At 60.3% G+C, this 17,144-nt stretch carries 9 protein-coding genes; 4 read left to right on the forward strand and 5 right to left on the reverse strand.

Annotation, left to right across the window (positions count from 1 at the left end):
- Positions 1 to 168 precede the first annotated feature (168 nt).
- The gene (locus tag V6M90_RS16310; protein ID WP_003173579.1) at positions 169 to 726 is read left to right on the forward strand and encodes an NADPH-dependent FMN reductase; all 558 of its coding nucleotides are present in this window, start codon (positions 169 to 171) and stop codon (positions 724 to 726) included.
- A 51-nt stretch (positions 727 to 777) separates the two neighbouring features.
- Here the strand turns inward: V6M90_RS16310 and poxB are convergent, their stop codons facing one another.
- Together poxB and V6M90_RS16320 are read right to left on the reverse strand one after the other, a co-directional pair.
- Entirely contained in the window at positions 778 to 2,502 is a 1,725-nt protein-coding gene (gene poxB / locus V6M90_RS16315) for a ubiquinone-dependent pyruvate dehydrogenase (RefSeq protein WP_141064438.1), read from the reverse strand.
- Positions 2,503 to 2,579: 77 nt separating this feature from the next.
- Positions 2,580 to 3,812, reverse strand: coding sequence for an NADH:flavin oxidoreductase/NADH oxidase family protein (locus V6M90_RS16320; protein WP_332846775.1), 1,233 nt, complete (start codon positions 3,810 to 3,812; stop codon positions 2,580 to 2,582).
- Positions 3,813 to 3,883: 71 nt separating this feature from the next.
- Here V6M90_RS16320 and V6M90_RS16325 point away from each other — a divergent pair, with 71 nt between their 5' ends.
- The gene (locus tag V6M90_RS16325) at positions 3,884 to 4,294 is read left to right on the forward strand and encodes a MerR family transcriptional regulator (RefSeq protein WP_003173582.1); all 411 of its coding nucleotides are present in this window, start codon (positions 3,884 to 3,886) and stop codon (positions 4,292 to 4,294) included.
- A gap of 128 nt (positions 4,295 to 4,422) precedes the next feature.
- Here V6M90_RS16325 and V6M90_RS16330 read toward each other — a convergent pair whose 3' ends face one another.
- Together V6M90_RS16330 and V6M90_RS16335 are read right to left on the reverse strand one after the other, a co-directional pair.
- Positions 4,423 to 4,917 (reverse strand): DUF934 domain-containing protein, encoded by a 495-nt coding sequence (locus tag V6M90_RS16330; RefSeq protein WP_078732930.1) that lies wholly within the window; start codon positions 4,915 to 4,917, stop codon positions 4,423 to 4,425.
- Entirely contained in the window at positions 4,901 to 6,559 is a 1,659-nt protein-coding gene (locus V6M90_RS16335; protein ID WP_027606484.1) for a nitrite/sulfite reductase, read from the reverse strand. The genes V6M90_RS16330 and V6M90_RS16335 overlap by 17 nt, the downstream gene beginning before the upstream one ends.
- A 659-nt stretch (positions 6,560 to 7,218) precedes the next feature.
- Between V6M90_RS16335 and V6M90_RS16340 the strand changes: the two genes are divergently transcribed.
- The gene (locus V6M90_RS16340) at positions 7,219 to 9,621 is read left to right on the forward strand and encodes a S8 family peptidase (RefSeq protein ID WP_332846776.1); all 2,403 of its coding nucleotides are present in this window, start codon (positions 7,219 to 7,221) and stop codon (positions 9,619 to 9,621) included.
- A 52-nt stretch (positions 9,622 to 9,673) separates the two neighbouring features.
- Here the strand turns inward: V6M90_RS16340 and V6M90_RS16345 are convergent, their stop codons facing one another.
- On the reverse strand, positions 9,674 to 9,889 hold the full coding sequence (locus V6M90_RS16345) for a DUF2970 domain-containing protein (protein WP_003173587.1): 216 nt from the start codon (positions 9,887 to 9,889) through the stop codon (positions 9,674 to 9,676).
- A gap of 147 nt (positions 9,890 to 10,036) precedes the next feature.
- Between V6M90_RS16345 and V6M90_RS16350 the strand changes: the two genes are divergently transcribed.
- Positions 10,037 to 17,056, forward strand: a complete 7,020-nt coding sequence (locus V6M90_RS16350) for an NEL-type E3 ubiquitin ligase domain-containing protein (protein WP_332846777.1) — start codon at positions 10,037 to 10,039, stop codon at positions 17,054 to 17,056.
- Positions 17,057 to 17,144: the final 88 nt, after the last annotated feature.

Raw genomic sequence — 17,144 nt, forward strand, 5'->3', positions numbered from 1 at the left:
GGTAGTTTGCCTACGGAAAAAAAATACTATTCGTTGGTTTGTTAAGACGTTTCTTACGCGGCGTGCTGTAAGGCAAACACTTGGGGAGAATCTCGAAGCCCTCTGGTGAAGCCGCCGCGAAGTCTCTATAACTACAAGCTCATTTAGTCAGACATCGGGGAAACCTCAATGAGCAAGGTCTACACGATTGCCGTCCTGGTTGGCAGCCTGAGAAAACAGTCGATCAACCGCAAGGTCGCCCTGGCATTGGCCGAACTGGCCCCTGCCAATCTGCAGTTGAACATTGTGGAAATCGGCGATTTGCCACTCTACAACGAGGACATCGACGGTGATTCACCGCCGGCAGCCTACAGTACTTTCCGTAAGCAGGTGAGCTCATCCGACGCGGTGCTGTTCGTGACCCCGGAATACAACCGTTCGGTGCCGGCCCCGTTGAAGAATGCGATTGACGTGGGTTCGCGCCCTTACGGGCAAAGTGCCTGGAGCGGCAAGCCGGGAGCGATCATCAGCGTGTCGCCGGGTGCGATTGGCGGGTTTGGCGCCAACCACCACCTGCGCCAGTCCCTGGTGTTCCTGGACGTGTGGTGCATGCAGCAGCCGGAAGCCTACCTGGGCGGCGCGGGCAATGTGTTTGATGAGTCCGGCAAGGTGTCGGAAAAGACCAAGCCATTCTTGCAGGCATTTATCGATGCCTACGGCCAATGGGTGGAAAAACACAAGGGCTGAAGGGGGGAGGGCCAATGTGGGAGGGAGCAAGCCTCCTCCCACATGTTTGGTTCAGCGCAACCAGTTGGTCCGAGCCAACTCAATCACCTCATCCCCGCGCCCACTCATCACCGCCTTGAGCATATACAGGCTGAAGCCCTTGGCCTGTTCCAGCTTGATGCTCGGCGGCATCACCAGTTCCTGGGTGGCCGTCACCACGTCCACCAATACCGGACCGTCATGGGCCAGGGCGCGGCGCAAGGCCGGCTCCAGGTCTTCGGATTGCTCCACGCGAATACCGAGGATGCCCATGGCGTTGGACATCGCCGCAAAGTCCGGGTTTTTCAGCTCGGTGCCGGTGTCCAGATAGCCGGCGGCTTTCATTTCCATGGCGACAAAGCCCAGGGATGAGTTATCGAACACGATGACCTTTACTGGCAATTTCAGCTGCGCCAGTGAGATGAAGTCCCCCATTAACATGGCGAAACCGCCGTCGCCGGACATGGAAATCACCTGCCGTCCAGGGAACGCGGCCTGTGCGCCGATGGCCTGGGGCATGGCGTTCGCCATGGAGCCATGGTTGAACGAACCGATCAGGCGGCGCTTGCCGTTCATCTTCAGATAGCGTGCGGCCCAGACGGTGGGTGAACCCACATCGGCGGTGAAAATCGCGTCATCGTCCGCCAGTTCGCTGAGCAATCGCGCCACATATTGCGGATGAATCGGCCGGTTGGCCTTGGACGGTTGCGCCAGGTCATCCAGGCCCTGGCGGGCTTTTTCATAATGCTTCAGAGAGGTGTCGAGAAAGCTTCGATCGGTCTTGCGGGTCAGGCGCGGCAACAGGGCGTCTAGGGTTTCACTCACGTCGGCGGCAATGCCCAGGTCCAGTGTGGCGCGACGGCCGAGCGCCTGAGGGTCGCGGTCGATCTGGATGATCTTTGCGTCGGTGGGGTAGAACTGGCGATAGGGAAAATCGGTGCCGAGCATGATCAGCGTGTCGCAATTGAGCATGGCGTGGTAGCCGGAGCTGAAGCCGATCAGGCCAGTCATGCCTACGTCGAACGGGTTGTCCCATTCCACATGTTCCTTGCCGCGCAGGGCATGCACCACCGGCGCGCCGAGTGTGTCGGCCAGGGCCACCACTTGCGCGTGGGCACCGGCACAGCCGCTGCCGCACAACAGGGTGACTTTCTCACTGCTGCTGAGGATCTCACTCAGTTGCACCAGGTCCGCCTCTGCCGGCAAGGTGCGCGGCGCATGCAGGGTAGGCCAGGGCTTGAGCGTGTCTTCCACTTCCAGCAGCGACACATCCCCAGGGATCACCACTACCGCCACGCCGCGATTCAGGATCGCCGAGCGCATGGCGCGGTGCAGCACCTGGGGCATTTGCTCGGGGTTGCTCACCAGTTCGATAAAGTGGCTGCACTCCTTGAACAACTCCTGGGGATGGGTCTCCTGGAAATAGTTGAGGCCAATCTCCGAGGACGGGATTTGCGCGGCAATCGCCAGCACCGGCACATGATTGCGATGGCAGTCGAACAAACCATTGATCAAATGCAGGTTACCCGGCCCGCAACTGCCGGCGCACACCGTCAGTTCGCCCGTGGCGGCCGCTTCGGCACCGGCGGCGAAGGCGGCGACTTCTTCGTGGCGCACGTGCATCCACTCGATGCTGTCCATGCTGCGCAGGGCATCGGTGAGGCCGTTGAGGCTGTCGCCGGTCAGGCCCCAGATGCGCTTGATGCCCGCCTGTTCAAGGGTGGTTGCCAATTGCTGGGCCAAGTTGATTTTCGCCATGAAGCACTCCAATCGTCAGTGAGGTTAAAGGCTGCTGATCAATAGGGGACAGTTCGATCACGGCGAATGCTCCGTTGTTAATGTGAAGTTTGTGTCATGGCCGCCCGATATTGGCGGGTGCGCCGAGCGGTAAACCACTGGTCACACGCCAGGGCCAGCCAGGGGGCAACCTTGGCATTGGGTTGGCGGCCACGGCTCAGACGGCGCATCTGATCACGCACCACGGCCAGGGTGGCGAGTGAGGCCAGGGGCTTGCGTTTCCAGTCGATCGGTTTGAGTTGCGGATCGGGGTCGCGGCCTTCGCGCCAGTGCCTGATCAGTTGCGGTTCCAGGGTCAGGGCTGTGGCGATACCGGCCATGGCGATACCGCTGTCGAGCACTTGCTGCACGATGGGCAGGCGACGAATGCCACCGGTCACCATCAGGGGCATGCGGGCGACACCGGCCATTTGGGCGGCAAATTCGAGGAAGTACGCTTCACGCGCCAGGGTGCGACCGTCCCGCGCCTCACCTTGCATGGCCGGGGCTTCATAGCTGCCGCCGGACAATTCGAGCAAATCGATGGGCAAAGGATTGAGCATTTCCACCACCGCGCGCGCATCGGCTTCATCGAAACCGCCGCGCTGGAAATCCGCCGAATTGAGTTTGAGCCCCACGCAAAACGACGGGCTGACGTTGGCGCGCACGGCGTGGATCACTTCCAGCAGCAGCCGCGCACGGTTTTCCAGCGAGCCACCCCAGCGGTCGGTACGGTGGTTGCTCAAGGGTGAGAGGAACTGGCTCAGCAAATAGCCGTGGGCGCCGTGGATCTGCACCCCGGTAAACCCGGCGTTCTCGGCCAGGCGCGCACTGGTGGCGAAGCGCTGGATCACGTCCTGGATCTCGCTTTCGGTCATGGCCTTGGGTTTGGCGAACATTTTGGAAAAACTGCCGAGGTCGAGGGCAATGGCCGACGGTGCCAGGGCTTGCTGACCCAGATTGGCCATGGTCTGGCGTCCGGGATGGCTAAGCTGCACCCAGAAGTGCACGCCCTTGGCCCGGGCCACGTCGGCCCATTCGCGAAAGCGGTCCAGGTGCTGCTCATTTTCCAGCGCAACGCCGCCGGGGCCGGTCATCGCGCGACGGTCGATCATCACGTTGCCGGTGATCAGCAAGCCGGGTTCACCATCCGCCCAGGTTTGGTAAAGCTGCATCAGTTCGCGCGACGGCGCCTGATTGATATCCGCCATATTCTCTTCCATCGCGGCCTTGGCGATGCGGTTGGAGATGACTTGGCCGTTGGGCAATTGCAGGGCTTCAAAGGGTGACATGGGTTGACTCCTGAGCGGGGGAGGCCTCAGGCTAAGCTTAAAGTTAACTTTAATGTCAAGCAGGCGTTGTGATGAATATCGGTGAGCTGGCAAAACAGAGCGGGTTGGCGGCGTCGCGTATCCGCTTTTATGAAGCCGAAGGTCTGATCAGTCAGGTGGGGCGCCAGACCAACGGCTATCGGCGCTATGCGCCCGAGGCGTTACAGACTTTGCAGTTGATCCAGAGCGCGCAACAGGCCGGGTTTACCTTGCAGGAACTCAAGGCGTTGATGCCGGCGCCCGGCGAGCACAAGCGCGAGGAATTGATCGAGGCATTGGAGCGCAAGGTGACGCAGATCGAGGACATGCAGGCGCAGTTGGCCCATAACAAGGCGCAACTGATGGGCGTGATCGAAGCGGTGAGGGCACAGCCGCAAGGCGTGCCGTGCACCATGGGGCAGAAACAGGTGTTGGCGTCGATCAAACTCAACCCGCAATCCTGAACGTGCTGATATTCCAATGTGGGAGGGGCGATGCGACGGTTCGACTTGCTCCCGATGACGGAGTTTCAGTTACCTAATAAGTAGCTGAACCACCGGTATCGGGAGCAAGCCCCTCCCACATTTGTTACTCAGCGGCGCCGAAAAAGCGGCAACGGCTCATCGGTGGCTGCCTGATAGGTCACCGAAAAGTCCTTTAAGCTTTCCAGCGCTTCGTACGGGTCTTTGTCGGCGCGCAACGCGAAGGCATCGAACCCGCAGCGGCGCAGGTAGAACAGTTGGTCGCGCAGCACGTCGCCAATCGCGCGCAGCTCGCCTTTGTAACCGTAACGGTCGCGCAGCAGGCGTGCGTTGGAGTAGTTGCGCCCGTCGGTGAAGGCCGGAAAGTTCAGGGCGATGACTTGGAAATGTTCCACGTCTTCACCGATTTCTTCGGCTTCTTCATCTGCATCCAGCCACACGCCCAGGCCGCCGTCGCGGGCCTTGAGGGCGTGGCCATGTTCGCGCCACAGCGCCAACGGCACGATCAGGTCGTCGCAGTTGGAGATACCGTCGAAGCTCGCGTCCTTGGGCAGCAGGTGCCAGGTTTCGTCGACGACTTCGTTGTTCTTAATGATTCGCTGCATAGACGCGCTCCTTGAACAGGTCAATGCCGATGCGCTGGTAGGTGTCGATGAAACGCTCATCTTCGGTGCGCTGTTCGATGTACACATCGATCAGTTTGCCGATCACCTCCGGCATGGCTTCCTGGGCGAAGGACGGGCCGAGGATCTTGCCCAGGCTCGCGTCGCGGCTGGCGCTGCCACCCAGGGACACTTGGTAGAATTCTTCGCCTTTCTTGTCCACGCCCAGGATGCCGATGTGGCCGACATGGTGGTGACCACAGGCGTTCATGCACCCGGAGATGTTCAGGTCCAGCTCGCCGATGTCGAACAGGTAGTCCAGGTCGTCGAAACGGCGCTGGATCGATTCGGCGATCGGGATCGACTTGGCGTTGGCCAGGGAGCAGAAATCGCCACCCGGGCAGCAGATGATGTCGGTCAACAGGCCGATGTTCGGCGTGGCGAAACCGCCTTCGCGCAGCTCGCCCCACAGGGTGAACAGTTGGCTCTGCTCCACGTCCGCGAGAATGATGTTCTGCTCGTGGGAGGTGCGCAGTTGGCCGAAGCTGTAGCGCTCGGCCAGGTCGGCGACGGCGTCCAGCTGCTTGTCGGTGATATCGCCAGGGGCGACACCGGTGGGCTTGAGCGATAGGGTCACCGCCACATAACCCGGCTTTTTGTGCGCCAGGGTATTGCGCGTGCGCCAACGGGCAAAGCCAGGGTGCTGCTGGTCAAGCGCGGCGAGTTCGGCGTCCTGGTTGCCCAGGGCCTTGTACTCGGGGTCGACAAAATGCTTGGCGACGCGATGCACTTCGGCTTCGGTCAGGGTGGTCTGGCCACCGCGCAGGTGTTCCATCTCGGCGTCGACTTTCTGGGCGAACACCTCGGGCGTCAGCGCCTTGACCAGGATCTTGATCCGGGCCTTGTATTTGTTGTCACGACGGCCGTAGCGGTTGTAGACCCGCAGGATTGCGTCGAGATAGCTCAACAGGTCCTGCCACGGCAGGAACTCGTTGATAAACGCGCCCACCACCGGCGTACGGCCCAGGCCGCCACCCACCAGCACACGGAAGCCCAGCTCGCCTGCGGCGTTGTACACCGGCTCCAGGCCGATGTCGTGGACTTCGATGGCCGCACGGTCCGAGGTCGAGCCGTTGATGGCGATCTTGAACTTGCGCGGCAGGTAGGCGAATTCCGGGTGGAAGGTGGTCCATTGACGCACGATTTCACACCAGGGGCGTGGGTCGATCAGTTCGTCGGCGGCGACACCGGCGAATTGGTCGGTGGTCACGTTGCGCAGGCAGTTACCGCTGGTCTGAATAGCGTGCATCTGCACGGTAGCCAGTTCAGCCAGGATGTCCGGCACATCTTCCAGCGCCGGCCAGTTGAACTGCACGTTCTGGCGGGTACTGATGTGGGCGTAGCCTTTGTCGAAGTCGCGGGCAATTTTGGCCATCATGCGTGTCTGGCGCGAAGTCAGTTGGCCATAGGGCACGGCCACCCGCAGCATCGGCGCAAAGCGCTGAACATAAAGGCCATTTTGCAGGCGCAGAGGGCGGAACTCTTCTTCGCTCAGTTCACCTGCCAGATAGCGTCGGGTCTGATCACGGAACTGCTTGACGCGGTCCTCGATGATGCGCTGATCGTATTCGTCGTATACGTACATATAGGTCCTGTTCTCGGCAAATCTGCGCGCACGGCCGCGCACTCCCAACGGAGCCGGCGCACGATACCAGTTTGCGTTTATGCGCAAAAGTGATGTTTGAGTATATGCACATAACCAAAATGACTAATGAGAAGGGTTATCGCGATACCCACATTTGTCATGCGGGCAATCATCGACTTTACTGTGAGCGAGTCTGACTGCAATCACCTATAAAACCGACAAGAGGCGATGCGATGAGCCATCCGACAAAAGCCCGTAAACCCGACAGTACCGTGGACGCCTGGGCCATTCTGTTCCTGATCATCCTGGTGGTGGGCACCGCAGTGTTCTGGGTCAGCCACCAATAGAAAAAAACGCGTGGGGTCGAGTCTCGAGTGCAGGTCGCGATGATATCGCGGCCTGCGCCCTGGATAAGCGTGCGCCCTCGCGAGTTCATCCATGGGCAAGGTACCGTCGGGCACTTCGGCAAAGTCTGTCCTATGCTCAATAACACTACGAAATTGCGCGTCGTATCAAATGCTGTTCTCTTCTTTTTGAATGTGTGATTGCTGGTCGTGCCACGCGTTGGATGCGTTTGGCCAGTGGTACATCGTAGGTACTGTTGAACAGGGAAGTCCAAATTCTCCATACAAACAGTCTATCTACACAGGAAAATCATTATGTTCACGTTCATGCACTCTGCATGGCAGAAGGCGCGCACAGGCGTTGCTTTCATCTGCCCATGTCTAGTTACTGCAATGATAATGTGTGCAGGCACTGTTGAAGCAGCACCTGAGCGCTCAGTGATCGTTGTTCAGCTCAACAGTGATTTATCAACGTTACAACAGCAAGCGATGACGGATGGCAGTATCAAGCGATCGCTGGATATGTTGCGCAAGTCTATTCCCGATATGGACTCATTGTTACTGCAGCAGGCAAAAAATTCGGCAAGGCAACAGGCGGTCGAAGCGAATTATGCCGCTGAGCAGACGTTTACGGTTAATGTCAGCGAAGACACGCGAGCGCGACAAGCGGCTGTTCTCGCCCGTTACCGAAAAAACCCGTTGGTGGCGTCTGCCGAGTTGCAATCGGTCCAGGTCGAGGCGGTAGGCGACATCGGCGCACCCTTCAAACCGGCGTTTGGCGCTCGCTCCCAGGCGGGTCTCGAGGCGCTGTACAGGCAAGGCCCGACACCGGGCCCCGGCTATGTCATGGGAGGCATCAACTCCGTGGCCGCCAGCAGCATGCCTGGGGGCAAAGGCGAGAATGCACGTGTGGTGATCGCCAGTGATAATTACTGGAACCGTAGTCATATGGATTTACCCTCGTTGGCGTTTTCACCGATCGATGGGCCACGCACGCTGAGTTGCAGTACACGTTATGCGGTCGGTAATTATGCCACTGCGGCTGCCGGTATTATTGCCGCAAAAGATAATGGCGCCGGTGTCGAGGGTATTGTGCCGCACGCTCAACTGGCCGCTGTACCCGCGACATTCGCGTCTATTTATGACGATATTTATAAGCTCAACCTGAAACCCGGTGATGTGGTGGTCCTTGACCCGAGTTTCAGTTCTACCACGACTCGCTATGCGGACTTTTCACCTTATCCGGGCTCTGTTTGTCCCAAGGCCAGTGCGTCCGCCAAGTGGGCCAGTACCTGCCAATTGCCCTCGGCGGGGTATGAAAGTACGCAGCGAAGAATCGAGATACTTACACACGAGTTTAAAGTCCATGTAATTGTCAATGCGTCTGGCGGTATCAAGTATGGCAATGATCCCGCGACACCCATGAACCTCGATCATCCGGACTTCAATGGGTTGTTTGACCGCACTCGCAATGATGATGGCGCCATCTATGTCGGCAGTATCAATCCGAAGACGGGCTCCCGCCTCGCGGCCAACTATGGAAGCAGGATCGACGTCTCGACCTGGGGCTCGCGTATCGCCTATGCCAGTTATGCGACAAGCGGCGCGCACAACACTTATTCTCGCTATGACAACGATGAAACCTTAGGTTATCGGTTTTCCAGTTACATCGTTGCCGGCGCCGTCGCACAGATCCAGAGTATTGCCTTTGCCAACGGTTTGGGCGCCGTGCCGCCGCGGATCATGCGCCAGTTGCTGACGCAGACCGGGCATGAGTTGCCGGGCCATGATGCCAATCGGCCGATGGGCAAGCAGCCGGATGTGAAAGCGGCCGTGGACAAGTTGTTGGCTGACTACGCCCGCGGCTTTCCACCTGAGCCGGCTCCCGCATTCGGCATCAAGCGGGTGGTCGGTTTTGATGCGCCGTACTACGGGCGTCCTTGGGCTTACCGAGCCATCATTCGCCCTGCGGATGCGACGGATGTGACATATCAATGGGGGGCTGTAGACGAACCGTTGCAGATTCAAGGCTCGGACAATACCAACCCCATGCAGCTGTCTGTTGACTGGAGTGATGGGCTTAAACACCGCGAAAGTACGATCACACTGACTGCGCGTAACAGCCAGGGGGCAACCGATACCTGGTCCCGACGCGTGTCTGTACCGCCGATGGTGTGGCGTTTGAGTGGCGAATGGAATGTGCCTGATGAGTTGAAGGCTGGTCAGGTCGTCACGTTGAGCGGCAGGACAACGGGGGCCTTTGCCAATGGCGAAAAACATTTCTATTACTGGAAAGCGCCTGCTCTTTTCAGTGGTATCAAGCAAGGCACCGCGCTCACACCGCTGGTGCATGCCATCACGTTTACCGTTCCGGCAACGCTCGCGCCAGGCACGCAGGTAACGGTGCAATTACTTGGCACACAGGGTGAGTTGCTGCCGCCTACCCAGGTAGCTCAATCCCAGTACGGCATGCTGTTGACCAAACAGGTCACCATCAAGGCCGCCGCGTCGGCCCCAGGTTTGCCTGTTGGCGATGAGCAGGCGTGTGCAACCCCCTGGAGCGGAACCACCGCCTATTCGACGCCGGGAACGCGGGTGTCCTACAAAGGTTTCAACTATGAGGTTGCTCATTGGACACAGGCGAATCAACCTGACGTGAACTATGTGCTCCAAGGCAGCGCCAAACCATGGCGGCGTTTGGGGGCCTGTACCGAGTGATTCAGCGAGGAACCCGTTCACGGCGCAAGCCGTGAGCGGGGCCCTGGAACCCTCACACCCCGGCCAGGTGCAACACCAGCTTGACGATGCCGAACAACGTCAACGCGAACACCACCGTGAACAGGATGCCCAGGATGACAAAGTGGCTGGGCTTGCCGTGGGTAAAGTCGCGGGCGCGGTTCTTGCCGCTTTGTACGCCGAAGGCGGCGGCAACCACGCTGTGCAGCATTTGCCAGAAGGTGGGGGGCTTGGGGGCTGGATCGCTCATGATTGCCTCTCGCGGGGGAACCTCTACGCAGCATAGTCAATCTGCGCAGGGGCGCGGGGAATCTACGTGCTTTAACTATGTGTCGCGGCTCGCGGCCACCGTGGTGATGTACTGCCGCTTTTAGGCAACAGCATCAGGTAGCGATCTATGGACAGCACGCAATCACCCCTCGGAAAAGGCCTGCACAACGCTTTCATCAGAAATAAACTGCCCGGCTGGGTCCAACACCTTACCCAGGCTGATTTCAACGAGTTGAGCCGGGCCAGAGTACCCGGCGCGGTTGCCGAGGGAACGGGCCCCGCGTGGTTCGAGGCCGCCGACGAGGCGCAGCGCCAGGTTATCCGCCAGGCGCAGCAGCGCAGTCGAGCGTCCAATCAACGTTTGGCGGCAACCCTCAAAGGCTTGATGGGCGTCACGGCGCTCGCCAAACCGCTGCTTGAGCAAGCCTTGCAGGATAAATTCGGCTTGAACGTGGATGTGTCGCGCGCGTTCTTCTATCACGACTTCGAACCGCTGCCTCAGTTGGGGTTGTTCAAACAAAAGAGTCTGCTCGAATACGCATTGCGCAACTTCGAGCGCGACCAGACATTCCCCGTCGAGACCGTGCTTGCCGAGCAGGGCCGCCCTGTGAGCAACGACTTAGAGCCAAACGGGCTGTACGCCTGGAGTGACCCGGCCCGAGGTGATTCGGCGCGTAACCGTATCGATAAGCTGGCGATAACGCCCACCGAGTTCGCCACGCTCTGCCGAACGCTGGATATCGGCAAGCAGTACCAGGACCATCTCACGGCCTTTTTCGATGCCCCGGCCACAGCCGCCGCTGTGCGCTCGCAGACGATTCAAGCCTGGAAGGACAGCCTCCTGGCTCATGCCCATGTGGCCTTGCTCCGCTCGGATATTTGCGCAACCGCGCATACGATGCTGTACGCGCTGTTCAAGGGCGAGGGCGTGGCGACGCTCGACGGCGAACCGGTGATTTTCAGCCAGCTGCATGTGCTGGGCTCGCCTGTCAGCGAGCTGTTCGTGCTGGGCGCGCGCCGACGCAAAAGCAAGAAAATCGATTTGCGCTGGTCGAACCCCGGCGACAATCTGCTGGAGGTGCTCAGTTACAACGATTCACGCATCGTTGTGTGCATCCCTGGCGACCCGGTGGCGCCGATCAAGGAATACGCGTCGCTCAAGGCATTCGCCACGGACTTGGGGACCCGTCTGCGCGACGAGACCTATCAGCGGTTCTTCCTCAAGTTGATTCCCTACGACGAAGCCGGGAAATTTCTCGGCAGCATCAAGCCTGCGCTGCAAACACTGAAATGGAACGCCGATATCCCTTACGTCGGCAGGAACCTGATCGGCCGGATGCACGGCGCTTACGAGTGGGTCTACCGCGAAGTACCCGAGCTGAATCTCAGTGAGTCCTTCTTTGAAGGCCCTCTGTTCAGCGCACTCTACACACGGCACCAACAGCGCCTGAAAGAGACCAGTCAGCAACTGGCGGTACCGACGTCCAGGGTCGACCACGATGCCTGGACTAAAAGGCTGTACGGATACCTCGAATGGGGCCTCGATATCTTGAACGTGGCGGCCTTTTTCGTGCCGGGGCTGGGAGAGGTGATGCTCGCCGTGACGGCCGTGCAACTGACGCAGGACATCTATCACGGCGTCGAGCGCTGGAGCGTGGGCGATGCCGATAAAGCTTGGGATTACCTGAGTTCGGTGGCGTCCAACCTGGCGTTCATGACCGTGGTCGGGGCGGCGGTCAGCAAGGCGCCACGCATCAAGCCCGGCGCTCTGGTCGACGGCCTGGTGCAGGTCCGTTTGCCGTTTGGTGATGAACAGCTATGGCGCCCCGGACTTGAACCTTACCAAAGCCCCACACGCCTGCCCGCCGGGCTCAAGCCGAATGCGTTGGGGCAGTACGAGGTGGGCGGCAAGACCTATCTTCGGCTGGATGGCCAAGTCTACGAGAGTACCTTTGACCCCGACATTCAGCAGTGGCGGCTCCGGCATCCGACCAACCCCAAGGCCTACCAGCCGATTCTTGAACACAACGGCCAGGGCGCCTGGCGTCATCGCTTCGAGCGGCCTTTGGAGTGGAACCGCGACACGCTGTTACGGCGGTTGGGCCACGCCACCGATGGCCTGGACCCGGCGACGCTGAGGAAGATTGCACACATCAGCGGCACCGACGATGCCGCGCTGCGCAAGATGTACATGGATAACCTGCCCATGCCCTCGGCGTTGTCCGACACGCTGCGCCAGTTTCAAGTCGATCGATTGCTCAACGAAATGATCGAGCAGACCCGCCTGGGTCTGCCGGTGCCGGACAATCGCTACAACTACGCATTGCCGCAAGTGGTCAATATGCCGCGCTGGCCGCGCGGCAGGGTGATCGAAGTCTTCGATAATGGCGATCCTGCCGGGCCATCGTTCCGATATGGCCGGGCATCGCACCCGCCCAAGCCGGTGATCAGTATCTCCCGTGCACAGGTGTCGGCCGCGAAATTACCGAACCGTATTCTGGAGGCATTGGACGAAGACGAGATCGTCAGCCTGCTCGGACCCGAGGGCGCGCGGGTTGAATCTGAGCGAGAACAGGTGCTGTGCGCGCAACTGGCCCAACACCTGAGAGCCAACAAGACCACGGTGTTCGACAACCTACTCAAGGGCAGCGAGGCCATGACGCCACGCACGCCGCAAACCGAGGCGCTGCGGCGCACGTTTCCCGGCCTGTCGACGGACGCCGCACGCGAAGTGCGGGCCGCTGCCAGTGTCGACGAGCAATTGTACATTCGTCGCACCGGCCGGCTGCCTGGCAGCCTGATGCTCAAAGCCCGCGCACGTGCGCGGTTGGCGCGCTTGAACACGGCGATGGCCGGGCTGCATCTGGACAGCATGGCCACGCCCGATAGCCAACGCCTGGCGTTGCATACCCTGGAAAAACTGCCTGGGTGGTCGGCCACGGTGCGCCTGGAAGTGCGTCAGGGCCATATCGCCGGCAAAGTGCTGGACAGCGTCGGCAGCCCCACGGCCAAGCAGATCAAGTACCTGGTCAAGGGGCATGCGCAACACCCCCAGGCGAGCCAGTTTCAGGCATTCGATGTACAGGGCAATACCCTTAACAGTGTGCCGAGCCATGGCGACAATTTTTTCGCCTCGATCATGCACGCATTGCCCGACAGCGCGCGGGTATCCCTTGGGTTACCGCAGGTGGGGCAGGGCGGCCAACTGCAAAAGATCATCACGGACTACGCCATGGCCCACCGTGAACAAATGCTCGAGGTGTTGCTGCCGCACAGCCCACGGTCACGCTTCAAGTCGCCGGTGCGTTTGGACACGGGGCAAGCAGGGTACCCGCTCAGTGGTCGTGGCGCCGGGGCGCAGACCAATCCAGCCCTGGTGTCACGGGTGCGCGATGTGCTTGCGAACATTTCCGACGAGGACGCCGAACGCATGGTTTTACGTCTGCTGGGCGAAGGCAGGACAGAATCACAGGTGGGTCATGCGCTGAGCCTCTATGCGCGGGAACAGGATGCGCTGACGACGCAACTCGATGCTTGGGTCGGCGCCGATTCGAACGACGACGGGCGCCATGGGACCGCCGGCCGCATCAGGGATGCCTGGCGATCACGGGTCATTCTCGGTGATCAGGTCTCCGTCTACTTGGATCTGCGCGCCACTCCTCATGTGCCCGAGCTGAGCGTCGATCTACCCAATGTTGGGGTTCTGCGCCTGAGCTACGAAGCGCTGCTTGGACCCTCGGTGGAAACATCGATGCGACCGTTTTCCGGGGTCCGATCAGTGGAGGTCGACATGCATGACTTTGGCGCACAGACGTCGGTTGCCCCCGTCGGGGATCGGATGGTGACGGCATTGGGGCAGATGCCAGCCCTCAAGGAGTTGATTCTCAATGGTGGGGGGGAAGGGTTTACGCAAGTGGCTCAGGCGGTGGTGAATCACCAGCCGGGGCTTGAACAACTGTCTCTGAGGGGCATAACGCGCGAGGTCGATGTCAGCCACTTGAACCAGCTGCGGTCGCTGGTCGTGGCGGGGTCTGCCGATGCATGGCCCAAAGGGGTTTTGCAGCTGCCACACCTCGAACGGTTGGATCTGCGCGATTTGTCGATCACAGCGCTGCCGACCGAGCTTTTTTCCGGCCATGAGCGCGTATGGCGCGGGCTGAGCGTCAATTGGTCGAACCTGGGCCGTGAGTCGTTCGAGGTGGCCTATCGGTATGTGCGAGAGAATCCGGCGCACGTGCTGGATGCACATACGGTGCTGACGCAGTATGCGCGTGGCCGCTTGAAGCAACTGGTGCCGGATCTACCGCGGTTTGCCGAGGTCGCCTTGAACGGGTTGCAGCGACAGGGGCTGTCCGATGAGGCCCTGTTGGGAAGGATCAACGCGTTGGACCAGGAACACACGAGCCTGGTCAACAATCTGCACGCCTGGCAGACGCGGCCGGCTATCGCCAATGAGTTGAACAGCGCTCAGAACCGTCGTCATGTCGCTGCACAGATCCTTGAGTGCTGGCAAGAAGGGATCCAGGCGAGATTAGGCGCACATGAACCGGTGGCCGGGCCTTCATGGCGTGTCCAGCGCTTGAGCGACACACTGGATCTGCCGGGATGGCGCCTGGGGGACCTGCCCACGCTCACGGGCGCGGACTTCAGCCACGTGCGTCGCTTGTGTCTGCCAGGCGCAAGCGCCTCGTTGGAGCAGTTGGACAGCTTTGTGGGTCACTTTGCCGAGTTGCGCAGGCTCGAGCTGAGCGGTAATCAATTGGCGGAGCTGCCGCCGGTACTGGAGCGTCTGCCGCGGTTGACGTACCTGGACGTGTCTTACAACGATCTCACCATGACCACGGCGATCCAGAACCGACTGAACCGGTTGCCGTCCCTGGAAACGCTCAACTTGCGCTTCAATCGCGTGCAGAGACTGGATGTGCGTGCGTTGACGGCCCTCACTCACCTCGACCTGGCCCATACCGCCCTTCGCACATGGCCGACCGGCGCATTGCAGTTGCCATCGTTGCGCAGGCTCGATCTGAGCCACAGCGCGATTACCAGCGTTCCGGAGGCGCTCTTTGCCGGCCACGAGCCGTTGCTGGACGGGGTGCAACTGCAGGGTTGCAGGCTCGATGCACCGACGCTGGCCAGGATACAGCGCTACGCCGCCGACAACGTTGTCGCCAGACCCCTGGGTATCGCCCGGCCCGCCTTGCTTGCGGGCAGGACCGGCGGCGATCCCGAGTTCTATCCTGTGCAAGTCTCGGAACAACCGGACCTGCTCCTGCCCCTTCCTAAAAGCCCAGGCGACACCAGTACTCGTCTGACGGCGGCTGAACGCCTGCAACAACTGTCTCCCAAACTGAGCACTGCGCAAGCCGTAGAACGTATCGACGCCTTGAGCGCCGAATTCGGCGCGATACAGCTTGAAGCCCGTTTGAAAGAATGGGAGCGCCAGCATGTGCAGATGATCACGCGCCTCAATGCCTGGATCGACACACCGGGCTATCGCGTGCGCAATATCTGGGTCAACGCGGTCGACCGCAGGCGGGCTGCCCAAGCCCTGATGGATAGCTGGCGCCTCACATTGTCAACGCCGTCCGAATTGGCGGCCGATTCGCGATTGAACCTGGCCTCGCTGAGCCTGGGCGACCTGCCCGAATTGCCGGTCAGCTTCAACCATGTCGCGACGCTTGACCTCGGCAACGTGCATCTGACGGCTCAAGGTTCGAATGGTTTTTTGCGCAGCTTTACTCATGTGCGCCACCTGAATCTCAGCGATAACCGCCTGGGCGCTTTACCTGAGGCCGTTCAAACGATGGCACAGCTCACGCGTCTTGAAGCGCGCCGAAACGGTTTGCAGGATGCCAGGGCCCTGGAGCAGCAATTGCGCGGTCTGACAAACCTGGAATGGCTGGACCTGGGAGAAAACGCTCTGGTTGAATTTGACATGACCCAGATGGGTCGCCTGCACACGCTGGACCTGCATGGCAACGTCATGGCCGATTGGCCCCATGGCGCGATGAGTGCACCTGCACTCAGAACCCTGAACCTGAGCAACAACCAGATCGGCGAGGTTCCGGCCGAGTTACTGATGTCGACGCATGCCGTGTTGGCGGCGGGCACCGATATCTCCGACAACCTTCTCTTCGAAGAGGAAGCCGTGCGTGTGCGTGACCATCTGCTGGAAACCGGCCAGGGGCTGGGCATGACGCTGGATGAAATCGACCGCATCGTGGAGGGGTATGCTCACCCATCCGACTCGGACAGTGCGTCGGACGCCGGCCATCCCGATTCAGAACCCGATGATGTCCAAAAAGACCGCTGGTTCGCCCAGGTACCCCGCGACTCGGAAAAACACCAGGTATGGGACAGCCTCAAGGCTGATGAGGGCGGCGAGGATTTTTTCTTTATCCTTTCCAATCTGCGCCATACCAAGGACTTCAGCCAGGACCCGGTTGATCTCACGCAGCGGGTCTGGCGCGTGCTCGACGCAGCCCACAGCAATGATGCGCTGCGTGATGAGCTGTTTGAACGCTCCCGTGCGATGCGAAACAACGCCACCTGTGGTGACGGCAGAATCCTGTTGTTCAGTGACCTTGAGATCAAGGCGTATGAGTTCACGGCATTGAAAGCCATCGACCCCGCGCACAAGGGCCGTGAGCTGCTGAAACTTTCCAGGGGACTGTTCAATCTGGACCAGGTCGAGGCCTTGGCGCGCCAGGCCATCGCCGAAAAACCGCGCATCGACCCGGCCGAGATCCGGCTGGCGTACCGCATCGGTCTGGCCCGGCGCCTGGACTTGCCCGGCCAGCCCAAGAGCATGCTGTACCAGAACCTGGCGCAGATCTCGCCGAGTGATCTTGAGCGCGCCTATACCACCGTTGTCCAGGCGCAAGGAACGTCGGCGTTTATTGAGCAACTGGTGACGCGCCCTTACTGGATGAAGTACCTGGAGGAACGCTACGCGGATGACTTCTCCAATTTGCAAGCGCGGCTGACGGAGCAATCCGAGGCGCTGGAGCTTCGCTATCCGGATTTTGGCGAGGCGTATTTTGATGAAATACAAACCTTGGGCAATCAAGGCAAAGCCGAGCGCCAGCAGTTGGCGCGCGACCTGTCGCGACGGGAGATGACCGAGCTGGACCAACCTCTGTCTTGACCGAACGCCGCGTTGGACGCTGGTGCGACAAGCACTATGCACCACCGGCCAAGCGGCGCCCCATGATGTTCTGTCACTCCCATTCACA

It is taken from the genome of Pseudomonas lactucae, assembly GCF_036688725.1.
In the GTDB taxonomy this organism is placed as follows: domain Bacteria; phylum Pseudomonadota; class Gammaproteobacteria; order Pseudomonadales; family Pseudomonadaceae; genus Aquipseudomonas; species Aquipseudomonas lactucae.

What these genes read in the sequence shown, in the direction of transcription:
- V6M90_RS16345 (WP_003173587.1), bottom strand. Translation starts at nt 9,889, where the DNA reads ATGAGCGATCCAGCCCCCAAGCCCCCCACCTTCTGGCAAATGCTGCAC.
- V6M90_RS16310 (WP_003173579.1), top strand. Translation starts at nt 169, where the DNA reads ATGAGCAAGGTCTACACGATTGCCGTCCTGGTTGGCAGCCTGAGAAAA.
- V6M90_RS16350 (WP_332846777.1), top strand. Translation starts at nt 10,037, where the DNA reads ATGGACAGCACGCAATCACCCCTCGGAAAAGGCCTGCACAACGCTTTC.
- V6M90_RS16320 (WP_332846775.1), bottom strand. Translation starts at nt 3,812, where the DNA reads ATGTCACCCTTTGAAGCCCTGCAATTGCCCAACGGCCAAGTCATCTCC.
- poxB (WP_141064438.1), bottom strand. Translation starts at nt 2,502, where the DNA reads ATGGCGAAAATCAACTTGGCCCAGCAATTGGCAACCACCCTTGAACAG.
- V6M90_RS16340 (WP_332846776.1), top strand. Translation starts at nt 7,219, where the DNA reads ATGTTCACGTTCATGCACTCTGCATGGCAGAAGGCGCGCACAGGCGTT.
- V6M90_RS16330 (WP_078732930.1), bottom strand. Translation starts at nt 4,917, where the DNA reads ATGCAGCGAATCATTAAGAACAACGAAGTCGTCGACGAAACCTGGCAC.
- V6M90_RS16335 (WP_027606484.1), bottom strand. Translation starts at nt 6,559, where the DNA reads ATGTACGTATACGACGAATACGATCAGCGCATCATCGAGGACCGCGTC.
- V6M90_RS16325 (WP_003173582.1), top strand. Translation starts at nt 3,884, where the DNA reads ATGAATATCGGTGAGCTGGCAAAACAGAGCGGGTTGGCGGCGTCGCGT.